This is a genomic window from Pedobacter sp. UYP1 (assembly GCF_040547305.1).
Classification (GTDB): Bacteria; Bacteroidota; Bacteroidia; order Sphingobacteriales; family Sphingobacteriaceae; genus Pedobacter.
The window spans coordinates 508908-532780 of record NZ_JBEPPL010000002.1 but is presented as its reverse complement, the minus strand read 5'-3'; the positions used below and the strand labels follow the sequence as shown (position 1 = coordinate 532780).

The window sequence follows — 23873 nt, the reverse complement described above, 5'->3', positions numbered from 1 at the left end:
TTTTTAAAAGATTGGACAATCAGCACCAGCCAGTATGCCTTCCTGATCTGTTTTCAGCACTTTGTCTTTGCCACTACCGGTAATGATCCAGATCGAATCAAAATCGTTTGGGTTCCAGTTTAATTTCTGATGCTTAATTCCGAGCGCTTTGGCTAATGCAGGAATATTGCCATGGTTCCAAACCAATAATACTGTTCCTTTTTTATGTTTGATTTCTTTAGCGATGCTGGCGTAATCTGCTCCATTAAAGCTGCTGTTAATACTTAAATTATATTTAATGGCAAACGGGGTAATGGTCTGAAACATGCGCGAATGGCTGGTTTGGTTCCCGTTTCCTAAAGACGGTACATAGATTGAAGTTGGAACTCCAATTTTCTTAGCTAATACATTGGCTAATTTTAAAGACCGGTTAAGTCCTTTACAATTGAGGTTTTCGTTCTTTTCTTGTTTTTCTCCATGACGGATGATGACAATTTTAGTTTGTGCTTTTACGATAAGCGGTAAAATCAGGGTGTATAGTATACAAAGAACGGTTAAGACAGTTTTTTTCATGGGGTCTAACTATAACGCATGAGCCGGTTAAATAATTTAATCGGCTCAAATATAAAGAATACATGAGCCGATTAATCATTTAACCAGCTCATTGAATTGTCTATTTAAAATCATGATCCTGGTATACACGATTATACCAACGAAGAATAGCTATCAAATGAATTATATGTTTGCTAAAAATATCACAATGGCAAAAACAATTTTCATTACAGGTGCCAGTAGTGGCCTTGGTAAATTAACCGCAATACACTTCGCAAAAAAAGGCTGGAATGTCGCAGCAACTATGCGCAATCCAGAAAAAGAAACGGAACTCGCTGCATTTTCCAATATAAAGGTTTTCAAACATTGATAAGCAATTCGCAGTGAATGTTAAGGGTGTAATTAATGTCATTCGTACATTTTTACCTCATCTAAGAGCCAATCGGACTGGTAAAATCATCAATATCAGTTCTATAATGGGGATCAGTACTGCATTACCTTTGGGCTCTTTATACAATATGTCCAAATTCGCACTGGAAGGACTTACAGAGGGCTTAACATTTTTGAATTAAAGCCACTAAATATTGAATTGCATTTAGTGGAGCCAGGAGGATTTGGATCTGCTTTTGGAGAAAATATCACTTTTAGTAAATTGAACTCATTAAAGATTATGATTTGATCACTGACAAGGTATCAAAGGTAAACGCTGCGACGAAAGCAGAACCTCAAGTCATTCCCCAGCCAATCATCGCCGAAATTTATGCCCTATCCACAGGAAAAAATACAGCGTTCAGAACAATGGTTGGAAAAGATGCAAAAATGGTCGCAATTGTTCGCAAAATCCTGCCGATTAAGATGCTCTTAAATTTGCTCGGTAAAAAATTTATAAATTAAGAAAATCAAGCCCCACCAATTTTAGTAAGATTAACTTTAACCTCCCTAATTTCGGATTGGAGTCATCTTTACAAACACAGATGCCTCAAAACACATAATTGCACTTACCTTTGCCCCATGGCAGGAATTTATATCCATATCCCCTTTTGTAAACAAGCTTGTAATTATTGTGATTTTCATTTCAGCACTTCTCTGCAACATGTAGAGGAGATGACGGACGCGATTTGCAAAGAAATCCTTTTGAAAAAGAGCAGAATAGCTGATGAGCATATCGGAAGTATTTATTTTGGTGGTGGTACGCCTTCTCTTTTACCAGAGAAAGCATTGGCCAGAATCTTTGACACTTTAACTTCTAATTTTTCTATAGCAGCCGATGCGGAGATTACGATTGAAACTAATCCTGATGATTTAGACGCCAAAAAGATTGCACAATTGCGTCAGCTTCCTGTCAACCGTTTCAGCATTGGCGTACAGTCTTTCTTTAATGAAGATCTGGTTTGGATGAACAGGGCACATACTGCTAATGAAGCGGAAACTTGTATTAAACGGAGTCAGGATGCAGGATTTGAGAATCTGAGCATCGACCTTATTTATGGATTCCCTTTGCTGACGGATGAAAAATGGATGAGTAATATCAACAAAGCCATCAGTTTGCAAACGCCACATATTTCGGCCTATTCTTTAACCGTTGAGCCTAAAACAGCTTTGGCCGCAGCGATAAAAAAGGGAAAGCAGATTCCTGTGAATGATGAGCAAAGTGCGGCTCAGTTTATCACATTGACAGAAAAGCTGGCTATTGCTGGTTTTGACCATTATGAAATATCAAATTATAGCTTACCTGGCCGTCATGCGGTACACAATACCAATTACTGGAGAGGCATTCCCTATTTAGGAATTGGCCCTTCTGCACATGGCTTTAACGGAAATGTAAGGTATTTGAACATTGCAAACAATGCTAAATATATGCAGCAGTTAGCGCTGGGCAAGCTAGCAGAAACCATTGAAGAACTGGATATTTATGATCGCTTTAATGAGTATATCATGACTTCGCTCCGCACGATGTGGGGTACAGATTTACAAAAGATAGGCAACGAATTTGGTAAAATCTTCTTAGAAGACACACTAAAAAATATTGTTCCGTTTTTACAGCGTGACTGGTTGAAGAACGAGAATAACAAACTGATATTAACACCAGACGGCAAGCTATTTGCCGATTATATCGCTTCAGAATTATTCCTTTTAGATGAACATCCGGAAGATTAATCCTGAATAATTAATAAAAACTATAATGAAGAGTAAAGTAATCTGGATCACGGGAGCTTCTTCGGGTATCGGCGAAGCGCTTGTTTATGCTTATAACAATTCTGGGGCAAATCTTATTATTTCTGCCCGCAACAGAGATGAACTTTTCAGGGTAAAAGGAAACTGTAAAAATCAGATCAATGTACATGTTCTTTCCTTTGATCTGGAAGACACCGCCCTGTTAGCGGACAAGGCCAGGGATGCACAGAAAATATTTGGTCATATTGATATGCTGATCAACAGTGGAGGACTAAGCCAACGGTCATTAGCCTTGGAAACAGCTTTAAATGTAGAACAAAAGCTGATGAATGTTAATTTTTGGGGAACTGTTGCATTGAGTAAAGCAGTATTGCCTCAGATGATTGCTAAAGGTGGCGGAAAAATTGTCTGCATCAGCAGTTTGACAGGAAAATTCGGCTCGGCTTACCGCTCTGCATATGCAGCTTCTAAACATGCTTTGCATGGGTACTTTGATTCGTTACGTGCAGAGGTATTTGACAAAAACATCCAGATCACAATGGTGTGTCCTGGTTATATTAAAACGAATATTTCGCTGAATGCGATGACTGCCGATGGCCGGCTGCATAATAAAATGGACGAGAACCAGGAGCATGGTCTTGCAGTAGTTGAGTGTGCAAGTTTAATCGTTAAAGCTATTCAACAGAACAAGGAAGAAGTCTATATGGGCGGCAAAGAAGTAAAGGGAGTTTTATTCAAACGCTTTTTTCCTTTAAGGTTCTCCAAATATATGAGAACAAAAAATTTGGCTGTTCAGAAAACCAAGCACTAGTATTCGCCGTATCTCCTGCTATAAAACAAAATCATGAAAAGATTCATCTTACCTGTATTTGTCATAGTAGCTATGGCATTTTCAACTTCAGTTTACGCTCAAAAAAATCCAATGGTTGGTGGTGCAGCTATGTACGCCAATAAAGATATTGTTGACAATGCGGTAAACTCAAAAGACCACACTACATTGGTTGCTGCTGTTAAAGCTGCTGGCCTTGTAGAGACTTTAAAAAGTGCCGGACCTTTTACTGTATTCGCACCAACGAATGAAGCTTTTGACAAATTGCCTGCCGGTACTGTAGAAACAGTTTTGAAACCAGAAAACAAAGCAATGTTAACTAAAATCCTTACTTACCACGTTGTTGCTGGAAAAATGGATTCAAAAGCAATCGCTAAAGCAATTAAAATGGGTAATGGTAAAGCAGAATTAACTACTGTTGCTGGTGGAAAATTATGGGCTTCTATGGACGGAGACAAATTAATTTTAACTGACGAAAAAGGTGGAACAGCTATGGTAACTATTGCCAATGTAATGCAGAAAAATGGTGTGATTCACGTAATTGACAGTGTTTTAATGCCTAACTAATCTATTTAAGTTATTTCTTATAAATAATGAAAACACAGCACGCGTTGCTGTGTTTTTTTATTGTCAGAATTTTTTATTTTCCATTGACCTATTGGTAAGAAAAGTCAAATTCTATAATTTTACATGAATTAACATTATTTTAACATGAAGTTTGATTTAACTCAGATTGATTGCGTTGATGATATTTCCAAAGAGGATTTTGAAAAAAACTATCTCAATGCACGCAGACCATTAGTCATCAAGAACATGGCTAAAAACTGGCCGGCATATGAGAAATGGTCTATGGATTATATGAAGACTGTGGTTGGAGATAAATTAGTCCCACTTTATGACAGCGCTAAAGCTGATCCATCCAAGCCAATTAATGCTGCCGCTACAGAGATGAAGTTTGCAGATTATATTGACCTGATTAAAACTACACCAACTGATCTCCGGATTTTCTTGTTCGATCCTATCAAACAAGCGCCTAAGTTATTGAATGATTATATCGCTCCTAAAGATTTGATGGGCGGTTTTCTGGATAGTTATCCTAATATGTTCTTCGGCGGAAAAGGTTCTGTTACCTTCCTGCATTATGATATAGACATGGCGCATATTTTCCATACGCATTTTAACGGCCGCAAGCATGTCATTTTATTTGAGAATAAGTGGAAGGAGCGCCTTTATCAAATTCCTTATGCAACTTATGCTTTAGAAGATTATGATATTGAAAATCCTGATTTTGATAAGTTCCCTGCTTTAAAAGGTGTAAAGGGTGTAGAGGCTTATCTTGAACATGGAGATACGCTGTTTATGCCGACGGGTTACTGGCACTGGATGAAATATCTGGACGGTTCTTTTTCTATCAGCTTGCGGGCCTGGGATAAGTCATGGGCAGTAAAAGCGAAGAGCTTATATAACCTGACCATCCAACGCAAATTCGATAATTTCATGAAGGCCAATTTCAGGGAGAAGTATATGGCATGGAAAGAGCGGCTGGCCATAAAAAGGGCCAATAAAGCACTGGCGGAACATGCTCCATCCTAATTAAGAATCAGTTTAATTTCAGATAGTATATTTTTTCTGCGTCATACCTTGCGTTTTTATATAAATAAATAGATTTTAATTTACACTTTTGTTGTCAAACAAGATCTTTTTTGATTATGAGCTTTATATTAAAGCCGGTAGATACCGTTGAGAATATCAGTCCCGCAGACTTTAAAAAAAACTATTTAGACCCTAGAAAACCTCTAATCATTAAAGGTTTAACAAAGAGCTGGCCTGCAAGAGAAAAGTGGACAACTGAGTACCTGAAAGAAATTGCTGGTAACCTGGAGGTTCCTTTATATGACAATGCAAAAGTAGACCCATCCAAGCCTATCAATTCGGCGGCAGCGCATATGCGTTTCGGCGATTATCTTGATTTGATTAAGTCAGAGCCTACAGAACTCCGTATATTTTTCTTCAATTTATTTAAGCATGTACCGAGTCTGATCAAGGACATCGTATTGCCTAAAGATTTAATGGGTGGTTTCATTGAAAGTATGCCTGCCATGTTTTTTGGTGGTTCAAATTCTGTGACCTTCCTGCATTATGACATCGATCTTCCGCATCTTTTCCATACGCACTTTGGTGGCAGAAAGCATATTATATTATTTGATAACAAGTGGAAAGATCGTCTTTACTGTATTCCAAATGCTACTTATGCGCTGGAAGATTATGATGTGGCCAATCCCGATTTTGATAAGTTCCCTGCACTAAGGGGGGTTGAGGGATATGAGGTTTTCCTTGAGCATGGCGATACGCTGTTTATGCCTACAGGAATGTGGCATTGGATGAAATATCTGGATGGTTCTTTCTCTTTGAGTTTAAGAGCATGGGATGCCTCTCCAATCAGAAAAGCACAAAGTTTATTCAATCTGGCGATTAAAGGTGGTTTAGACAGTGTGTTGAAAATGGCACTCAAAGCTCCTTATGCAGAATTCAGAGAAAAACTGGCTGTTAAAAGAGCAGAAAAGGCTTTAGCTAAAGGCTTGCCAAAAAAATAAAGGCACAAATTGTGTCATAATTCATTTCAAATTTCGGCTTATCCGCAGCCTGAACGCAAAAAAACCAGTATTCTTAAATCTGAATGCTGGTTTTTTTTGCGTTCAGGCTGCGGAGGGTATTTTTACAAGCAGGTAACATTAGTTCACTGGCAAACTTTTACCTTCGATATTCCGTTATATACTAACATATGAGAGGTTTCCATTTTTCTAATTTTCAAGCAGATGACAAGCCTAAGGGCGGGTTTGATGAAATGCTGAAGTTATTTACCCAGCTATTGAATTACACTGCGGGTGATGCAGGTGAAACATTGGCCTGGATGAATGAACTGGACAAGCAATATAAGTTTACCACGGGCGATTACGGCATGGGTGATTTCATTGATGAGCTGAAGGATAAGGGCTATATCAAAGAAGATCCTAAGGATGGCAGTGTGGATATCACTTCCAAAACTGAACAGGTGATCCGGAAGTCTGCGCTGGAGGAAATCTTCGGCAAACTGAAGAAAGCCGGAAAGGGTAATCACAATAGTAATATCTCTGGTATCGGGGAAGAGAAGAATGCCGATCGCCGTGAGTATACCTTTGGAGATAGCCTTGATCAGATTGATATGACTGCGTCGATACAAAATGCACAGATCAATCATGGTATAGGTAATTTCACTTTAACTGAGGGTGACCTGGAGGTAGAAGAAAAAGATTATAAGACGCTTACTTCGACAGTGCTGATGATTGATATCTCCCATTCTATGATTTTATATGGAGAAGATAGAATTACCCCGGCCAAAAAGGTAGCTATGGCCCTGGCAGAGCTAATCAAAACCCGTTATCCTAAAGATACACTCGACATTGTAGTATTTGGAAATGATGCCTGGCCGATTACGGTGAAAGATCTTCCCTACCTGCAGGTTGGGCCATATCATACCAATACGCTTGCGGGTTTGGAACTGGCTGCAGATTTATTGCGCCGCCGTAAAACACATAACAAACAGATTTTCATGATTACTGATGGTAAACCGACCTGCCTGAAGGAGAATGGACGTTACTATAAAAACAGTATGGGACTGGATAGAAAGGTGATTAATAAAACCTTGAACATGGCTGCACAATGCAAGCGTCTGAATATCCCGATTACGACTTTTATGATTGCCCAGGATCCCTATTTACAACAGTTTGTAAGGGAGTTTACAGAAATAAACGGTGGAAGAGCGTTTTACAGCTCTTTAACTGGTTTAGGCGAGTACATTTTTGAAGATTATATTAAAAACCGAAGAAAAATAGTTCGTTAATACGGACGAATACAACCTATGGAGCAAACCTCAATTAAAACTCTTGGCGACTTAAAAGCCTCAAATTACATCTCCTTAACAGTAAAAGACGAATTGCGTAAGAACCTTATTCAGCAGCTTCAAAATAAAGATGCTGGTTTTGAGGGTATTGTGGGTTATGATGAAACTGTTATTCCAGAACTTCAGACTGCAATTTTATCCAGACACAATATTTTACTATTAGGCTTAAGGGGCCAGGCTAAAACACGTATTGCGCGTTTAATGGTCAACCTCCTTGATGAATATATCCCTTACATTACGGGAAGTGAAATCTTTGATGATCCTTTAAACCCGATTTCCTGGTTTGGAAAACAGGAAGTTGCTGCACATGGTGACGCTACACCAATCAGCTGGCAGCACCGTTCGGATCGCTATACAGAGAAGTTAGCGACCCCAGATGTGACTGTAGCCGATTTAATTGGCGATATGGACCCGATTAAAGCCGCTACACTGAAGTTAACTTATAATGATGAGCGTGTGATCCACTTTGGATTAATTCCAAGAGCACACAGAAGCATTTTCGTTATCAATGAGCTTCCCGATTTACAGGCTAGAATACAGGTGGCATTATTTAACATGCTGCAGGAAAAAGATATTCAGATCAGAGGTTTCAAATTACGTCTTCCTTTGGATGTACAATTTGTATTTACAGCGAATCCTGAGGATTATACGAACAGGGGATCAATTGTGACCCCTTTGAAGGACAGGATAGAGAGTCAGATCCTTACTCACTATCCTAAAACGATAGCGATCTCCCGCAAAATTACTTTTCAGGAGGCAAAAATCACTGAAGCACAAAAACTAATCGAAGCCGATGGTTTAGTGAAAGATTTGATTGAGCAGGTTGCTTTTGAGGCACGTAAGAGTGAGTTTATTGATCAAAAATCTGGTGTGTCTGCACGTTTAACGATTTCTGCTTACGAAAACCTGATCAGTACTGCTGAAAGAAGGATGCTGATTAATGGTGAGAAAAAAACCTTTGTCAGACTAGCTGACCTGACTGGAATTATACCGGCGGTAACTGGTAAAATAGAATTGGTTTATGAAGGTGAACTTGAAGGGCCTGCAAAAGTGGCCAATATCTTAATTGGTAAAGCTATCAAAACTTTATTCAACCGTTATTTCCCTGATCCTGAGAAGGCAAAGAAAAGCAAAACCGCAAATCCTTATCAATTGATCACAGATTGGTTTACGGATGGTAATACACTGGACATTGCTGATAACCTGACAGAATCTCAGTATAAAAAGGAGCTGATGCAAGTTGGAGGGCTGAATGAATTGGTTAAACAGTTTCATCCTAAACTAAGTGCAAATCAAACCCTTTTATTAATGGAGTTTGCTTTACATGGCCTGGCAGAATACTCTCAGTTGAACAAAAAGTACCTGAGCGGTGGTTTCGGTTTCTCTGATATGTTTGATAGCTTATTTAATACCGATCCTGAAGAGGACGAAGATGATGACATTGATTTCAATGCTTAGTCTGATTTAAGAAGTATCTTTTAACATTAATATAAATAAATGGGCCGATTACCCTTTCTTATTATCGGATGCCTTTTAATCATCGCATTCGATTTTTACTTCGTTAAGGCTATTTTATCTGCTTTTAAGAACTGGAGTGAAACAGCGAAAAAGAGATTTACCCGCATTTATTGGGGAATTACCATAGTATTGGTTATTGGTGTTTTTGCTGGTATCTTCTTAAATCTGTTTTTATCACTGCGCGCAATCATCTTAGTCACCTTTTTCCTGACTACGGCATGCAAAATCGTAATGCTGCCTTTTCTGCTGGTTGATGACCTGCGCAGATTCAGTATCGCTATGTTCAGACGTATCAAAAGATCAGAAAACAACAACGCAGCAGTATCAGGAAACTTAAATGATCAGGATAACGCAACAGATTCATCCCGTCAAACAGGCGCCATTAATAAAACCGGTTTAGCGATTGAAGAACCAATCAGCCGTTCTTCATTTATCGTCAAAGCCGGACTCGTCGCGGCTGCAATTCCGCTGACATCATTGTCCTGGGGTATTGTATCCGGAGCTTATGATTATCAGGTTCGTAGAAAAACACTGATCCTCCCTAATTTACCTGCTGCCTTTGATGGCATCACTATGGGACAAATCTCCGATATTCACTCGGGAAGCTTTTACAATAAAACTGCCGTAAAAGGTGGGGTAGAGATGCTGCTTGGGGAAAAACCAGACTTCATCTTTTTCACTGGTGATATCGTCAACGATATGGCTACTGAGATGCGCGACTATCAGGATATCTTCAGTAAAATAAAGGCCCCACTTGGTGTTTATTCATCCCTCGGTAACCATGACTACGGAGATTATCATTTTGGTAAAGAATCCTCCCCCGCCAAAGTGAAAAACCTCAAAGATGTGATAAAAACCCACGAACTTATGGGTTGGGATCTCTTAATGAATGAAAATCGCAGGTTAAAAATTGACGGTGAAGAGATCGGAATCCTGGGTATCGAGAACTGGGGCATGGGACGTTTCCCAAAATACGGCCGTATGGAACTTGCTGTTAAAAACACCGATGACCTTCCCGTAAAGCTTTTACTTTCTCACGATCCCTCACACTGGCGCGCAGAAGTACTGCCAAAATACCCTCAGATAGACGCCATGTTTAGTGGCCACACGCATGGCATGCAATTCGGTGTCCGCACAGAAAAGTATCAGTGGAGTCCTATAGAGTATATCTATAAAGAATGGGCAGGATTATACCAGGAACAAAAACAGCAGCTCTACGTGAACGTAGGTTACGGCTTCCTCGGTTACCCAGGAAGAGTAGGTATCTTACCGGAAATCACCATCTTCACACTCAAAAGAGCATAAGAAAAAGAATAAAAGAACATCCCTGTAATTCCTGCCCTCAGTTGTATAATTCACAAAACAGAGGGCAGAGATTACAGGGATTTGTGTATAAAGCCGTCACAATTAAGCTTTCCAACAAGTTCTTCTATTTAACCACCCAACAAACTCCATCTATGTATGGATACCGAAAAAAAACAAGCATGCTAATGGGAGGACATTCGTTCCGAGCCTCTTCAGGCGAAGGCAATGTCGGCCGAACATAGTATGCTTGTTTTTTTTGCGAAGCCGGACATCCCCACCCCTCCTATTTAACCATCCAAAAAACTCCATCTATGTGTGGATACCGAAAAAAAACAAGCATGCTAATGGGAGGACATTCGTTCCGAGCCTCTCCAGGCGAAGGCAATGTCGGCCGAACATAGTATGCTTGTTTTTTTTGCGAAGCCGGACATCCCCCCTATTTAACCACCCAACAAACTCTATCTATGTATGGATACCGAAAAAAAACAAGTATGCTAATGTGAGGACATTCGTTCCGAGCCTCTTCAGGCGAAGGCAATGTCGTCCGAACATAGTATGCTTGTTTTTTTGCGAAGCCGGACATCCCCACCCCTCCTTTCAACACTGTTAATAACTCACTAACAACTTAGCCAACCTCGTTAAAATTAATTTATTACATTATAAATAAATTAAACGCGATGAAAACTCACTTTATAACCTATGGAGACGATAAATACAGAGCGCAGAGAAAATTTCTCAAACAAACAGCCATTGACTCCAAATTTTTCGATGAAGTAAAAATCTTCAGTCCAGCCGCAATTGACCCAATCTTTGCCAAACGCTTTAAAACCATTCTCGAACAATCAAAAGGCGGAGGATACTGGATCTGGAAACCCTACCTTATCAAAAAAATACTCGACACCCTTCCCGAAGACGACATTTTAATTTATGCCGACGCAGGATGCCTTATTAACAAAAGTGGTAAAAAACGTTTCCACGACTACCTCACGCTTCTAAAAGCAACCGACACCGGTACAATCGCCTTTGAACTACCCCACAAAGAAAATGAATACACTAAACAAGAGGTATTTGATTACTTTAATACCACCACAGAAATCATCAATTCTAATCAATTGATCGCAACTGTGATCATGCTGAGAAAATGTCAGCACGCCACACAACTTATAGACAAATGGTACGACACCCTTTATGAAAACCTATCTCTTTTTACAGATCAGAAAGACGCAGCGCTACAGCAAAAATCCTTCATAGATCACCGCCATGACCAAAGCATATTCAGCGTACTCAGAAAAACCCACGGAGCCCTTATTCTGCCTGACGAAACTTATTTCCCCAATTTCATACAAGACGGTGCAAAATATCCCTTCTGGGCAACACGCCTGAGAGACTAACCCCATCTAAAAAACTAACCTAAAAAAATAGCGCAGTCCTGTAAAAAGACTGCGCTACTCTATATAACTATTAAAAACTATCCCGCATTAAAACGGTATCCAATACCTCTCACAGTCTGCAACAACTGAGGATTATCAGGATTCAGTTCAATCTTCTTTCTTAAACGAACAATATGCATATCAAGCGTACGCGTATTCACATCAGAATTGTATCCCCAAACAACAAGCATCAGCTCATCACGATTGATCACCTTATTCGGATTTCTCAGGAAATACAATAAAATCCTGTTCTCTAATATCGTCAACTCAATCTTTCTTCCACTCCTGTAAAGTGTATGAATATTAGGATGATGCTCCATATCTCCGAAACGGTGAATCTCCGACTTATCATTGTTCAGCAAAAACTTCACCTTACTCTCCAGCATCGCCACCAAAACATCCATATTAAATGGCTTGGTTACATAATCAGACACACCGAAAGTATAAGCATCAATCTTATCTACATCCTGCGCCTTTGCAGTCATCATAATAATCAGGTTTTCAAAACCTTGCTTACGCACCTCCTGACAAACATCTGATCCCTGCTTACCCGGCAACATCCAGTCCAGCAAAACAATATCCGGCTTCTCATCCATGATAGTTTTTACCGCCAGCTCACCATCCCCGGTTTCCAGTACATCATAACCCTCAGACTTTAGCCTGTGTACAACTAAAAACCTTAAATTTTCATCATCCTCAACTATCAGTATTTTAATTCCTTTAGACATATCATTAATTATTATAAGGCAGTACTATTTTAAACTCTGTTCCTTTATTTACTTTACTCTTTACCGAAATCTCGCCCTTCATGAAATTCACCAGCTCCTTACAGAAAGCCAGTCCCAATCCAACACTACCATTCTGATTATACTGATTCTGTATCCGGTAAAACTTCTTAAAGATATTATTAATTTCCGGTGTGGGAATACCTATTCCCTGATCCACAAACCTGAATACAACTTTTCCCTTAATCATTCTCGCTACAATATGCAGCCGCTTATGCTCAGGACGCGAATACTTATAAGCATTCTCCGCTAAATTATCAAAAAGGCTGCCCAGCAATACCGGATCAGTAATAAACGTCCCAAAACCAGTGACTTCATAGGTGACTACAAAATCAGGGTGTTTCAAAGTATGCGACTCTATGGTACTCTCAATAAAATCCACAATATTGATTTCATCATGATTCAACTGAATAGCCCTGTTTTCAATCTGTGTAAAAGCCAGTAACTTGTTCATCAGCCCATTCAACTTATCGGCTTCCTCATCCAGGATCTTACCGTACAACTTTAGCTCTCTTTCTGTCAGTGCACTCGCACTTTTAATATTGTTACCAGCTATCTTAATTACGCTCACTGGCGTTTTAAACTCATGCGTCAGGTTATTCACAAAATCATACTGCAATTTAAACATCTTATGATTAATATTCAGATTTCTGTAAATCAAAACAGTTACCAGAACCAGAATTCCATAGAAAAGTAACATGACCAGAGCAATAGGCATAAAATAACTCAGGATTTCCTGAGCTACAAACGACTTTGCAGAAATGAAATAAAGTTTATAATCTGAAAATGGCCCCGGTAAGGTAATCTCTGTAGCCACATATTCTGTAGACGTATTTAAAGGGTCGTAAGTAAGTGGTTCAATTCGTATATTTTGATACAACAGCGGACGCGTATTGATAATCTTGATTTTATAAGGATCAAGATGAAAAGATAACATATCCTGCTGATAAACCGGAGACGGACTCAGCTGCTGCCTTAACATCTGCTTATAGATCTTTAAATCTTCAAATCCAGGAATATTCAGGTAGGTTATTTTATTAGAACGAATAATACTGAAATTGGTAAAAAGTTCCTCCTGACTAGGCACAATAGTTGTATCCAGACTCTCAATATAAGAAATCAACTTGATCCCTAAAGCATTAAAATCATCTCCCCTGCTGAATTTCTTCGTATCATCTCTCGAAAACAACTTAACTGAATCCAAAGGCACCAGATCACCGAACTGATAAATATTCTTAGGCCCAAAAGAGAAATGCCCTGTATTTAATCCATCCCTGACTGGTGTATTCCCAATCTCTGAATCATAAAAGACCACCTTTGAAACAAAGGGGTACGCATTAATAATAGTATCGACAAATTTAGATGCCGTAGCAGAATCAAGATACCCATTATAGTAAGAGATTTCAGGAACTTTGTTCTGAAAAAACTCATTGTAAGGCTTAATACTTTCTTCCAGTACCTTCACCTTTTCTGAGACAAATTCGTTCTCTATAAATTTCTTACTAAAATTATAAGCTAAAAATAGCGACAAGATGAACAGTACAGAGATCAGCACAATAAAGGTGACGATCAGTGAAAAGTTCTTACGATAGCCACTAGTTTTTTCCGGAGCCATATTATTCACCTATTTCCTGGACAAATTTACAGACAAAAATTGCTCCAGCGAAGCATATAATTTCTGGCGCATATCTTCGCCCTGTGGAGAGAACTCACTATATTCTTTTTCCAGATAAGTCACATTCACATTTCTTTTTTTGAGTTCTTTTACAAACTGAACCGCTTCGCCCGAATTACTTCTGGGATCCTTTGGACTTTGTGCCAGAAAAACAGGAACCCTGAACTTATCGGCATGGAAGACCGGAGATACCTGGCGCATCCGGTCACCTTCTGTTACTGGATTACCGATTACCTCATAGTACATTTGCAAATTGGTCTTTAAAAACGGAGGAATAGACTTCAGATAACTGAATAAATTAATCACTCCTGAATTAGAACCACCGCAAACATACATTCCCGGACTCGAATATAGACTATTTAGTGCGATATAACCACCAAACCCAGAGCCATAAATAGCGATTTTTCTTGGATTAGCAATCTTATTCTCAATAAGCCATCTTACGCCATCATTAATATCATCTTTAATTTTACCCCCCCACTGGCCAGATCCTGCAGCTGCAAAAGACTTCCCATATCCGGATGAGCCTCTGTAGTTAACCTGAAAAACTGCATATCCTCTATTTGCCAGGAATTGTACCTCGGCTTTATAACCCCAGGAATCTCTGCGCCCCGGCCCGTCATGCGGCAGCACAATTACAGGAAGGTTCGAAGACGGTTTATTAATCGGTAAAGTAAGGTATCCTTGTATTTTTAAGCCGTCACGTGCAGTATAAGAAACAGGTTTCATCTCGCACATTTCGGCCTCTTTAACGTAAGGATTAAAATCACTTAGTTTTCTGATCGTGCCTTTATCGGCTATATATAAATAATAAGAACCTGGATTTCTATCTGTAAACGTCCTTACGATAAATGTATTTTCTGCTTTATCTCTGTCAATAATCCTGGATTCAGTGCCGGGCAATAACTTATCCAGCTTTTCATATAGTTTTTTAACAGAGGGGTCAAGATAATGCTTCTCCTTTTTCCAGGTTTCGCAAATTACAAAGGCTATTGTTTTTTTGGATTCGGAGTATTGAGCATCCACCACGTTCAGGGTGTCATTACTAAAAAGCACTTTGCTTTCTTTTCCCGTTGCACAGTTCAATTCTATCAATGCATTTTTATCTCTGTTGACGTTAGAAATAGCATAAACAATATTTGGCCTCACATCCGAAATTGCAATAGGTGTAAAAGTAGTTTTAAAATTATTGGTCACTACCGCTCTGAAGGCTTGGTTTTCAGTCTCTCTGTAGAGTAATGTCTGGTTCACACCATCACTGGTAGTGGCCAGCCGGATTTGCCCTTTTGAGTCTGTTACCCAGTTCGTGATGTTTCCAGGATTTCTGGCAGCCATATCCATCTGGCCATCCCTTACATTTAAGCGGTAAACGTCAAATACTGTAGAATCTCTCTTATTGGAAGAAACCAATAAGAATTTGCCGTCAATCAGCTGATCTTTGAGTACATGCATTCTGCTTTTCCCATTATCACTAAGCTGACGTTCATTTTCTCCGTTTTTATTGATAATAAAGATATCAGATAACCGCTCCGCTCCTGCTTTCTCTTTATAATAAACGATCTCATCGTTACTTACCCAGAAATAATAATTGATATTTTTTTCATTCAATTGTGTAATTTGTGATGATCTGCCGGTAGTCAGGTCTTCGACAAACAGGTTTTGTTTTTTACCCTGTGACTTTAGATAAGACATGGTTTTACCGTCCAGAGAGATTGCATAATACCCTTTATCCTGAGCTTTAAAGAATTCTGCTACAGGAATAATCCTCACTTGCCTGTTTTGCCGGCAAGCACTAAAAAGGGCGAGAAGAACAATCAATAAATATCTTTTCTTTAAGGTCATAGCATTCTGGTAGCCTGCAAAAATACGCAACACCTTCTGTCTAAACAGGCAATACACTAATATTGTTACCTGATTAGCAAATGGAGAGCGTCTCAAAATAGGAATATTTTATCGCTGACAAAGAAATGTCTGGTAACATTTAAAATACGGGTAATCTGGAATGATGGAAAACCACAATTTAGTATCTTTATTTTTGAGAACAGTTTCTTTGCTGTTTAAGTAGCTTCAGAATATTATGATAAAAACAATATTGGCGATCATACTCTGCTTTACAGGTTCATTATCATTATTTGCACAAAGCAATAATGATAATGAAATGGCCATGCTGTATTATCAAAATGGAGATTATCAAAAAGCTGCTGTTTTATTGGAAAAGATAGTCTTCAAAACAAAAAATGAAGCTTATTCAGACCTGTACTTCAACGCTCTGCTGAAATCAAAACAATATGAAATTGCTGATAAAGCCATTAAAAAGCTGATCAGGCAAAGTCCTGAATCTTCAAAATACCTGACTATACAAGCCAGGGTTTATAAAGAAAAAGGAGAACTGGATAATGCAAAAAAGACTTTTGACCAGCTTTTACACTCCCTTCCTGATGACGAGTCAAAAATAAGAACACTGGCCAATGATTTATACCAGATGGCAGAGTATGACCTGGCTGCTGATGTGTTTCTGCAAGCCAGAAAAAACCTGAAAAATGAGCAGATCTTTACCTTTGAATTGCTAAGTATTTATCGTTTCAAGAAGGACAAGACTAAACTGGGCGAAGAATATCTGAATGCGCTGTCAACCATGCCACAAATGCTCCAGCAGGCTGAAACAGTACTTCCTTCTGTGTTTGAAACGAATGCTGATTATCTGACCCTCCAAAATTCATTATTCAAAAGGATACAGAAGGATCCTCAGAACGAATCTTATTCAAAGCTGCTAATCTGGCAATTTTTGCAGCAAAAAGAATACGATATGGCATTACGTCAATTAATTGCACAAGATAAAAGGATTAAGGATGATGGAACAATTCTATTTGAGCATGCACAAATATTTGCTTCCAACAAGGCTTATGATACAGCTATAAAAGCTTATGCCTATTTAGCCCTTAAAGGCAAGGATAGCCCATATTATGTGCCTGCTAAATTAGCTTTGATTGATGCCAGTTATCAAGCACTTTTATTGGGCAAAAATGATCAAAAAGATATTATTACGCTGGCAGCTCAGTATCAGGAAATTCTGGATGAATATGGCAAAAATGCAAAAACTCTTTTTGCACTCAGGAAGTGGGCAAATCTACAAGCTTATTATCTGAAGGATCTTAAAAAGGCGGAATCAGCTTTGGAAGAAGCTATAAAGATTCCGGGTATTACCAATGCTGAACTGGGGGAGATGAAGCTTGAGCTTGGAGATATTTACAGACTTACGCAACAGCCATGGGAGGCTATTTTAATGTATGAGCAGGTTGCTAAGGAATTTGAAAATCAAAATATAGGAACTGAGGCCAAATACAGGTCTGCAAGGTTATCATTTGAGCAGGGAAATTTCAGTTATGCCAAATCTCAGGCAGATGTATTAAAGGCTTCGACTGAACAATTAATAGCGAATGACGCGCTAAATCTCAGTCTTTTGATTTCAGATCATCTGGAAACTAAAACGGATACGCTGGCGCTTAAAATGTACGCTGCTGCTGAAGCATTGCAGTTCAGAAACCTGAATAAGGAAGCAATAGCCAAGGTGGACAGCATTGCTTTGCTATATCCTAAAAACAGCCTCACTGATGATATTTTGATGTTTAAATCGAACATTTATATCAAAAACAGAGATTTTTCAATGGCTGTACTCCTGCTTAAGGAATTGATTGGGCATCAGCAAAAAGGGAATTGGGCAGATGAAGCCTTATTTACCCTGGCCGGAATCTATGAAGATGCGCTGAATGATCCTGAGCAGGCTAAAGTATACTATCAAAAGTTGATTGTGGACTTCCCGGGCAGTATGTTCGTGACCGAGGCACGCAAGCATTTCAGAAAACTGAGAGGTGATCCTGCTGAGTCCTGAATTTATTCCTGTAATTTATAAAGTTACACAAGCTCTTAATTATATCTTTGTGTCATGTTATTATACAATGTAACCCTGATTATTGAAGAAGCCTCTGCTGCGGCATGGCTGCAATGGATGCAAGAAGAACATATTCCTGAAGTAATGGCTACTGGATTATTCGTTTCCAACAGATTATTAAAGGTGGTTGATTCACCAAATGAAGGTGTAACTTATTGCGCACAATATGTTGTACAGTCAATTGAAGATTATGATGCTTATCAGTTAACGCATGCAAATGCCCTGGCAGCAGAATTAAATAGTCGTTTTAAGGATAAATTTGTTTCTTTCACTACCGTAATGGAATATATAGCCTAACTATGAATATAATACAAACACCTATAGCTGATCTTTTTGTCATCGAACCTAAAGTATGGAAAGATAACCGCGGCTATTTTTATGAAAGTTTTAGTACACGCGCGTTTGCAGAAGCTGGCATTCAGGCTAACTTTGTACAAGACAACCAATCTTTCTCACAAAAGGGTACTTTGCGTGGCTTACATGCTCAGAAAGCTCCTTTTGCACAAGGGAAATTGGTAAGAGTTATACAAGGTAAGGTTCTTGATGTTGCTGTGGATGCCAGAAAAGAATCTGCTACTTATGGCCAGCATTTCAGTATCGTCCTTAGTGGAGACAACCATAAGCAATTATGGGTTCCGCCAGGGTTCCTTCATGGTTTTTTAACTCTTGAAGATGATACTATTTTCACGTACAAAGTGACTAACTATTATGATAAAGAATCTGAGTGCGGAGTAATCTGGAATGATCCGGATTTGAATATTAACTGGAGTGAGGAACTTGCCAAAGAAGAACTTTTACTTTCTGATAAAGATCTGGTACTTCCCTCTTTTAAAGATTTCTCAAGTCCTTTTTAATTCAGGATCTGAGCTTTACTGCGCTAAAGAATATAAAAAAAGCATCCGGATAATCCGGATGCTTTTTTTATATCATGATAATTTATTTTTTGATCAGGTTGTACAGTTCATCCAATTTAGGTGATAGTACAATTTCAATTCTGCGGTTTTTGCTTCTTCCTTCAGGCGTAGTATTCAGCTCTAATGGCTGGAATTCACCTTTTCCTGTGGCAGTTAACCTTACACCAGGAACTTTTTCAGTTTCGGTCAGGTAACGCACTACAGAAGTAGAACGCAATACACTCAGATCCCAATTATCTTTGATCTGACCCAGATTCGTTATTTTCTGTGAGTCTGTATGTCCTTCTACTGCAATGATAATCTCTGGTTGCTCTTTTAATACTTTAGCGAGCTGAGCCAATGCTTGTTTCCCTTTTTCATCAATAATAATACTTCCTGAAGGAAATAATAATTTGTCCATCAGAGAAACATAGACTTTACCGTTTTTCATTTCAACCGTTAATCCGTTCTTAGAGAATCCCAGAAGTGCTTGTTCCAGTTTCTCTTTTAATTGATTAGAGGCTTCATCGCGTTTGCGTAATATGTCCTCTACTTCTTTAAGGCGTTGTTCACGCTTTTTAAGGTCATCTGAGAGCTTACTGATTGCTGAAGAACTATTGTCTTTTAATTTGGCGTAATTGCCGTCTATGGCTTTATATTTACCCTGAAGTTCATTCAGCTTACCATTCAGGTTGGCAGTATCACGCTGTAATTTAGCAATAGCGCTCTGCAAGTGGTCTATGGACTCTTGTGCTCCACTCCAACCGGTGCCTAATGAATCTTGTTTAGCCAGCAGGGCTTTATACTTTTTTGGGGACAGGACTACACAAGAACTAAATGCACTGGCTAATAGACCGATGCTTAAAAACAAAATAACTTTCTTCATAATTATGGTGCTATAGCTCCCCTCAGGAAGCGAACAAATGGGTATATCCCTATAAATGCCTTTTTCAAATGATTAACTAATGTAGGTTTTAATAGTTCCGGATCAGTGAGCGGAAGTACAGCAATATAGCTTTTGAGTTTTAACAAATCAATATGAGGATGTTCCGGATCATATCCTTTAGGGGCTTTCTTCAGGGTATCGTTTTTACTCAATTCAAACTGGTCTTTAAACCCTTTCGCTTCTATAATTTCAAGGAAATCTGAAGTGTTATAATCTATTTCTTCTCTTATTTTTTTTAGCAGCGATGCTTCCGGCATCCAATAGCCGCCGACAAAAAAAGAATTCCCTGGCTGCAGGTGTAAGTAAAACTCCGGTCCGTTTCCTTCTGAGTTTTTCACAGAAAAGGAGATGCCAAAGTTATTCTTGTAAGGGTCTTTATTTTTACTGAACCGCACATCTCTGTAAATTCGCATCACGCATTTCTTAGCTTGGGTTTCGAGTGGAAATTGTGGGTCGACGTTTGCAAGAATAGGAATAAGTTCTTCAACCAGGCTAATCACATCAGCCTTTGCTGTTTCATAAACTTCCTTGTTCAGGGCAAACCATTCCCTGTTATTATTTGCTGCTACTGCGCTTAAAAAAGCTAGTGTTTCTGGCTTAATCATGGTCTGTCGTAATAGGCGTTATAACTAATTTTAGGGGAGAGCCAATGTAATAAAATCACGCGTGAATAACGATAGTTAAACGGTGCAAGAACTAAGCATCCACTAAAAATCACACCTACATACATCCACAGGGAATCAAATTCCAGATTACCACCAGAAAAGATATAGGTTGCAATACCCACGGCAATCATTTCCATCACATTCATTGCATAGCTGACATACATAGAGGCATAAAAGTAGCCCGGTTCTATCTCATATCGTTGCCCGCAATGACTGCAGATGTCATTTGTGCGTTGTAAATCGAAACCATATAATGTACCAGTGAAGATATCTCCTCTGCGGCAATGCGGACATTTACCTTGTACTAATGCATATAGTTTGGTTGTTTTCTCCATCTAAGCTGAAGGAGATCAGGAACGCAGGGAAGCTTGTGAACGACGGTATCTTTTATACCACAAAAAGCCAATGGCAGCGATCATCAGATAAGGAATTGCCATCAAATACAAAACGCCTGTATTTAGTCCGACAGCTTGTGTATTTCCATTTTGAGTTCCCTGCTCTGCACTGATTGTACACATGGCACATTGTGCTGCAGCTTTCTGTATACCAGCTCCTGCTGTTACAGCAACCAAAAGAATAAAGAAGATAATAGCTCTTTTCATTGGATTCTATTGTTGATGAACCTTACAAAAAGCAAGGTTCATTATGTTAATTAGTAACGCTAACAAATATAAGATTAAACGAACAATTAAGCTTTACATTACATAAGCCTAATGTAAAAATACCCTATGTCGTTTAAAAATTGTAATACGGTGAAATCATCAGGTAAACAATCACTCCGGTAACCGCTACATATAACCATACCGGATAAGCCCATCTGACAATTTTACGATGTCTTTCAATCTGCATACTGAATCCTCTCAGGAAGCTGATCAGGATCAATGGCAATACAATAACGGCCAGCATAATATGGGTAATCAGAATAAAGAAGTAAATCATTCTTGTTCCGCTTACTGCTGCAAGTTCAGCGACAGAAAGAATGCCGTTATGATCAATATCGCCGTATTTGGTATCCTTTTCATAAAGGTGAAACAGGATATAAAATACAAGGAAAATAGCCGACAGGATAAACGTAATCACGTTCGTTATTTTATGTGCTTGTATGTTTTTCTTCTTGATAAAGATTAAAGACAGGATCAGTAATACTGCACAGGTGGCATTAATGCCACCAATCAAATGTGGTAATAAATAGATGAAAGATGGTTTTGTTGTTGGTGGGGGTACGATCTTCAAAGCAATAACTACTGCAAGTACGACTGCACTCACAATCCAGATCAGACGTAAAAAGAATTTATCGTTAATATTCATGGTGTGTATCTTTATTAAGCATCAGGCGACCTGCACGGGCAAGCCTACCTTCCGTCTTTTACATTTCTAAGTTCTTCGGCAACGAGAACTTTTATTTCATCATTCAGCTTGGAGAGCGCTTCCTGATTAGTCGCATCATAATAACCTCTGATACGGTGCTGTGGATCCAGAAGAACAAATAAATTGCTGTAGGTAAATTTACGTTCTCCCTTTTCAAAATGCTGCTGGGCATCAATATAAAGCCCTTTATTAATCCAGTTATAAACTGCAGTGCTATCTCCGGTCAGTATATCCCATTTACCTGCCTTTGCTTTTAGTTTCTCAGCATAGGGAAGTATTTTAGCAGGAATATCAGTTACCGGATCTATACTTAGGCCGATAAAATGAATTAACGGGTTCTTGATATAGGTGTTCATATACACGTTCATTGCTTTGTTGGCAAATTCTACGGCATAATTATTCCCGGATGTATAAATCAGGTTCAGCACAATGATCTTTCCCTCGTAATTCTTCCAGCTCAGGGTATCTGCCTGCTGATTGATAAACCGGAAATCAGGTAACTGATGATAAATGGTATCAGGAATCTGTTTTCCTCTTTTGGAATGGAAAGTAGCTGCTACTTTTTTGGGGCCGAAAAAGGGTAACGGTTTATACCTGTTCTTTCCTTGTTCAACAAGTTCATAATATAAAAATCCCGGTACCGCTAAAATCGATACCAGGATTATTATTTTTTTTATTGAAGAAAACTTCATGAATTAAACAGTCATATGTATATGCAAATAACCACCTTCAATGAGCATCAAGGTTATAAAGTACGCAATAAATATAAATGCGAGCCCAAGTGACAGCTGCAGTCCTGTTTTCTCAAACTTAAGGTGCATAAAGTAGGCAACAATATAATATGCTTTTAAAAGAGTTAATAAGATATAAGCAATATTACCAGCAGTATGAGGAATCAAATGTTTTGGTAAAATCACCAATGCAATGATAAATTCTACCACAGTAATCCCTAATAAGATAAAGAATACCTGCCAGATTTTTGATTTGCTAAGGCCAGCATGCTCATCGTGTGCATGCTCTTCTGTATTTTGTAAGTTATGTTCAGACATAATATTTTTATTTAGATTATATTTATTTTAATAGATAATAAAGCTATCATGAGCCTGCGGCTGATGATGGTTTTTTTGAGGAATTAAACTAAATAGAAGAAGGTAAATACGAATACCCAAACCAGGTCAACAAAGTGCCAGTATAAACCTACTTTTTCAACCATCAGATAATGACCACGTTTCTCGAAAGTCCCGTTAATAGTCATACATAAGATGATAATATTCAATAATACACCTGTGAATACGTGAAATCCGTGGAAACCAGTAATGGTAAAGAACAAGTTAGCAAATTGTTGTGCCGCAACGTTAGACACTGGCCCAACAAAGAATTCTTGTAATTTCTCTGGTTTTGGAATAGACGCCCACCAGAAACCTTCATGGTGAAGGTGAGTCCACTCTAATGCCTGGCAACCCAGGAACATGAAACCACCGATAATAGTAGCTACCATCCACCAGATCACTTCTTTTTTAGCACGTCTGTGACCAGCTTCAACCGCTAATACCATGGTTACCGAACTCATGATCAGAATAAACGTCATGATACCTACGAACACTAATGGTGCTCCGGAATCCATTACACCTGGAATAGACTGGAATACCAAATCCGGATCAGGCCATGTAAACTTTGTGAAACGTTGTGCTCCGTAGTATACCAATAATGAAGAGAATGTAAATGCATCTGATAGCAAGAAAAACCACATCATTATTTTTCCGTATTCTACCGACCACGGTGAACGGCCGCCACTCCATGGAGTAGTTTTTACCTGATCTAATTGTGATAATGAATTCATTTTAAAAATTGTAATAGTTTGTTA

27 protein-coding genes are annotated in these 23873 nt (G+C 38.8%); 15 read left to right on the top strand and 12 right to left on the bottom strand.

Annotated features, from left to right (window positions below; genetic code table 11):
• Positions 1–3: 3 nt before the first annotated feature.
• Positions 4–552, bottom strand: coding sequence for a histidine phosphatase family protein (locus ABIB30_RS06325; protein ID WP_354300315.1), 549 nt, complete (start codon positions 550–552; stop codon positions 4–6).
• Positions 553–739: 187 nt separating this feature from the next.
• On the opposite strand from ABIB30_RS06325, the gene ABIB30_RS06320 reads away from it, so the two are divergent.
• The 12 genes from ABIB30_RS06320 (at position 740) to ABIB30_RS06265 (ending at position 11689) form a co-directional block, all read left to right on the top strand.
• Positions 740–901, top strand: coding sequence for an SDR family NAD(P)-dependent oxidoreductase (locus tag ABIB30_RS06320; protein WP_354300313.1), 162 nt, complete (start codon positions 740–742; stop codon positions 899–901).
• A gap of 13 nt (positions 902–914) precedes the next feature.
• Complete coding sequence (locus tag ABIB30_RS06315; RefSeq protein ID WP_354300310.1) at positions 915–1103, top strand: SDR family oxidoreductase; 189 nt, start codon at positions 915–917, stop codon at positions 1101–1103.
• Positions 1104–1206: 103 nt separating this feature from the next.
• A complete protein-coding gene (locus tag ABIB30_RS06310; protein ID WP_354300308.1) occupies positions 1207–1425 on the top strand; it encodes a hypothetical protein in 219 nt (72 codons plus the stop codon).
• Between the two features lie 117 nt (positions 1426–1542).
• Positions 1543–2688 (top strand): radical SAM family heme chaperone HemW, encoded by a 1146-nt coding sequence (gene hemW / locus ABIB30_RS06305; RefSeq protein ID WP_354300306.1) that lies wholly within the window; start codon positions 1543–1545, stop codon positions 2686–2688.
• Positions 2689–2713: 25 nt separating this feature from the next.
• Positions 2714–3517, top strand: coding sequence for an SDR family oxidoreductase (locus tag ABIB30_RS06300; RefSeq protein WP_354300304.1), 804 nt, complete (start codon positions 2714–2716; stop codon positions 3515–3517).
• Positions 3518–3550: 33 nt separating this feature from the next.
• Positions 3551–4102: a fasciclin domain-containing protein gene (locus ABIB30_RS06295; protein WP_354300302.1), complete on the top strand. Its 552-nt coding sequence runs from the start codon at positions 3551–3553 to the stop codon at positions 4100–4102.
• Between the two features lie 144 nt (positions 4103–4246).
• A complete protein-coding gene (locus ABIB30_RS06290; RefSeq protein WP_354300300.1) occupies positions 4247–5128 on the top strand; it encodes a cupin-like domain-containing protein in 882 nt (293 codons plus the stop codon).
• A gap of 116 nt (positions 5129–5244) precedes the next feature.
• On the top strand, positions 5245–6129 hold the full coding sequence (locus ABIB30_RS06285; RefSeq protein WP_354300298.1) for a cupin-like domain-containing protein: 885 nt from the start codon (positions 5245–5247) through the stop codon (positions 6127–6129).
• Positions 6130–6317: 188 nt separating this feature from the next.
• Complete coding sequence (locus tag ABIB30_RS06280; protein WP_354300296.1) at positions 6318–7415, top strand: vWA domain-containing protein; 1098 nt, start codon at positions 6318–6320, stop codon at positions 7413–7415.
• 18 nt (positions 7416–7433) lie between these two features.
• Complete coding sequence (locus ABIB30_RS06275; RefSeq protein WP_354300294.1) at positions 7434–8933, top strand: sigma 54-interacting transcriptional regulator; 1500 nt, start codon at positions 7434–7436, stop codon at positions 8931–8933.
• A 39-nt stretch (positions 8934–8972) separates the two neighbouring features.
• Positions 8973–10298, top strand: coding sequence for a metallophosphoesterase (locus tag ABIB30_RS06270; protein ID WP_354300292.1), 1326 nt, complete (start codon positions 8973–8975; stop codon positions 10296–10298).
• A 677-nt stretch (positions 10299–10975) separates the two neighbouring features.
• Complete coding sequence (locus tag ABIB30_RS06265; protein ID WP_354300290.1) at positions 10976–11689, top strand: hypothetical protein; 714 nt, start codon at positions 10976–10978, stop codon at positions 11687–11689.
• A 77-nt stretch (positions 11690–11766) separates the two neighbouring features.
• On the opposite strand, the gene ABIB30_RS06260 is transcribed toward ABIB30_RS06265, so the two are convergent.
• From ABIB30_RS06260 to ABIB30_RS06250, 3 genes are read right to left on the bottom strand one after another with little or no spacing between them, the layout of a single operon-like run.
• On the bottom strand, positions 11767–12456 hold the full coding sequence (locus ABIB30_RS06260; protein WP_068403928.1) for a response regulator transcription factor: 690 nt from the start codon (positions 12454–12456) through the stop codon (positions 11767–11769).
• A 4-nt stretch (positions 12457–12460) separates the two neighbouring features.
• The gene (locus ABIB30_RS06255; protein ID WP_354300287.1) at positions 12461–14128 is read right to left on the bottom strand and encodes a sensor histidine kinase; all 1668 of its coding nucleotides are present in this window, start codon (positions 14126–14128) and stop codon (positions 12461–12463) included.
• Between the two features lie 9 nt (positions 14129–14137).
• A complete protein-coding gene (locus ABIB30_RS06250; RefSeq protein ID WP_354300285.1) occupies positions 14138–16030 on the bottom strand; it encodes a S9 family peptidase in 1893 nt (630 codons plus the stop codon).
• Between the two features lie 235 nt (positions 16031–16265).
• Here ABIB30_RS06250 and ABIB30_RS06245 point away from each other — a divergent pair, with 235 nt between their 5' ends.
• Genes ABIB30_RS06245 through rfbC form a run of 3 tightly spaced genes read left to right on the top strand, consistent with a single transcriptional unit; the run spans position 16266 to position 18991 of the window.
• Positions 16266–18077, top strand: a complete 1812-nt coding sequence (locus ABIB30_RS06245) for a tetratricopeptide repeat protein (protein ID WP_354300283.1) — start codon at positions 16266–16268, stop codon at positions 18075–18077.
• A 54-nt stretch (positions 18078–18131) separates the two neighbouring features.
• Positions 18132–18434 carry a DUF4286 family protein gene (locus ABIB30_RS06240; RefSeq protein ID WP_111634203.1) on the top strand — a complete coding sequence of 101 codons (303 nt, stop codon included), beginning with the start codon at positions 18132–18134 and terminating at the stop codon, positions 18432–18434.
• A gap of 2 nt (positions 18435–18436) precedes the next feature.
• Positions 18437–18991 (top strand): dTDP-4-dehydrorhamnose 3,5-epimerase, encoded by a 555-nt coding sequence (rfbC, locus tag ABIB30_RS06235; protein ID WP_354300280.1) that lies wholly within the window; start codon positions 18437–18439, stop codon positions 18989–18991.
• Between the two features lie 82 nt (positions 18992–19073).
• Here the strand turns inward: rfbC and ABIB30_RS06230 are convergent, their stop codons facing one another.
• From ABIB30_RS06230 to ABIB30_RS06195, 8 genes are all read right to left on the bottom strand, one after another.
• Entirely contained in the window at positions 19074–19916 is an 843-nt protein-coding gene (locus tag ABIB30_RS06230) for an OmpA family protein (protein WP_354300278.1), read from the bottom strand.
• Between the two features lie 2 nt (positions 19917–19918).
• Positions 19919–20581, bottom strand: coding sequence for a DUF2461 domain-containing protein (locus tag ABIB30_RS06225; RefSeq protein ID WP_354300276.1), 663 nt, complete (start codon positions 20579–20581; stop codon positions 19919–19921).
• Positions 20578–20976: a DUF983 domain-containing protein gene (locus ABIB30_RS06220; protein WP_354300274.1), complete on the bottom strand. Its 399-nt coding sequence runs from the start codon at positions 20974–20976 to the stop codon at positions 20578–20580. The genes ABIB30_RS06225 and ABIB30_RS06220 overlap by 4 nt, the downstream gene beginning before the upstream one ends.
• Positions 20977–20991: 15 nt before the next feature.
• Positions 20992–21243, bottom strand: coding sequence for a CAMCR motif-containing small membrane protein (locus tag ABIB30_RS06215; RefSeq protein WP_354300272.1), 252 nt, complete (start codon positions 21241–21243; stop codon positions 20992–20994).
• A gap of 133 nt (positions 21244–21376) precedes the next feature.
• Positions 21377–21949: a DUF420 domain-containing protein gene (locus ABIB30_RS06210; protein ID WP_354300269.1), complete on the bottom strand. Its 573-nt coding sequence runs from the start codon at positions 21947–21949 to the stop codon at positions 21377–21379.
• 44 nt (positions 21950–21993) lie between these two features.
• On the bottom strand, positions 21994–22701 hold the full coding sequence (locus ABIB30_RS06205; RefSeq protein ID WP_354300267.1) for an SCO family protein: 708 nt from the start codon (positions 22699–22701) through the stop codon (positions 21994–21996).
• 3 nt (positions 22702–22704) lie between these two features.
• Entirely contained in the window at positions 22705–23058 is a 354-nt protein-coding gene (locus tag ABIB30_RS06200; RefSeq protein WP_354300265.1) for a cytochrome C oxidase subunit IV family protein, read from the bottom strand.
• 83 nt (positions 23059–23141) lie between these two features.
• Positions 23142–23849 (bottom strand): cytochrome c oxidase subunit 3, encoded by a 708-nt coding sequence (locus ABIB30_RS06195; RefSeq protein ID WP_111634210.1) that lies wholly within the window; start codon positions 23847–23849, stop codon positions 23142–23144.
• Positions 23850–23873 lie beyond the last annotated feature (24 nt).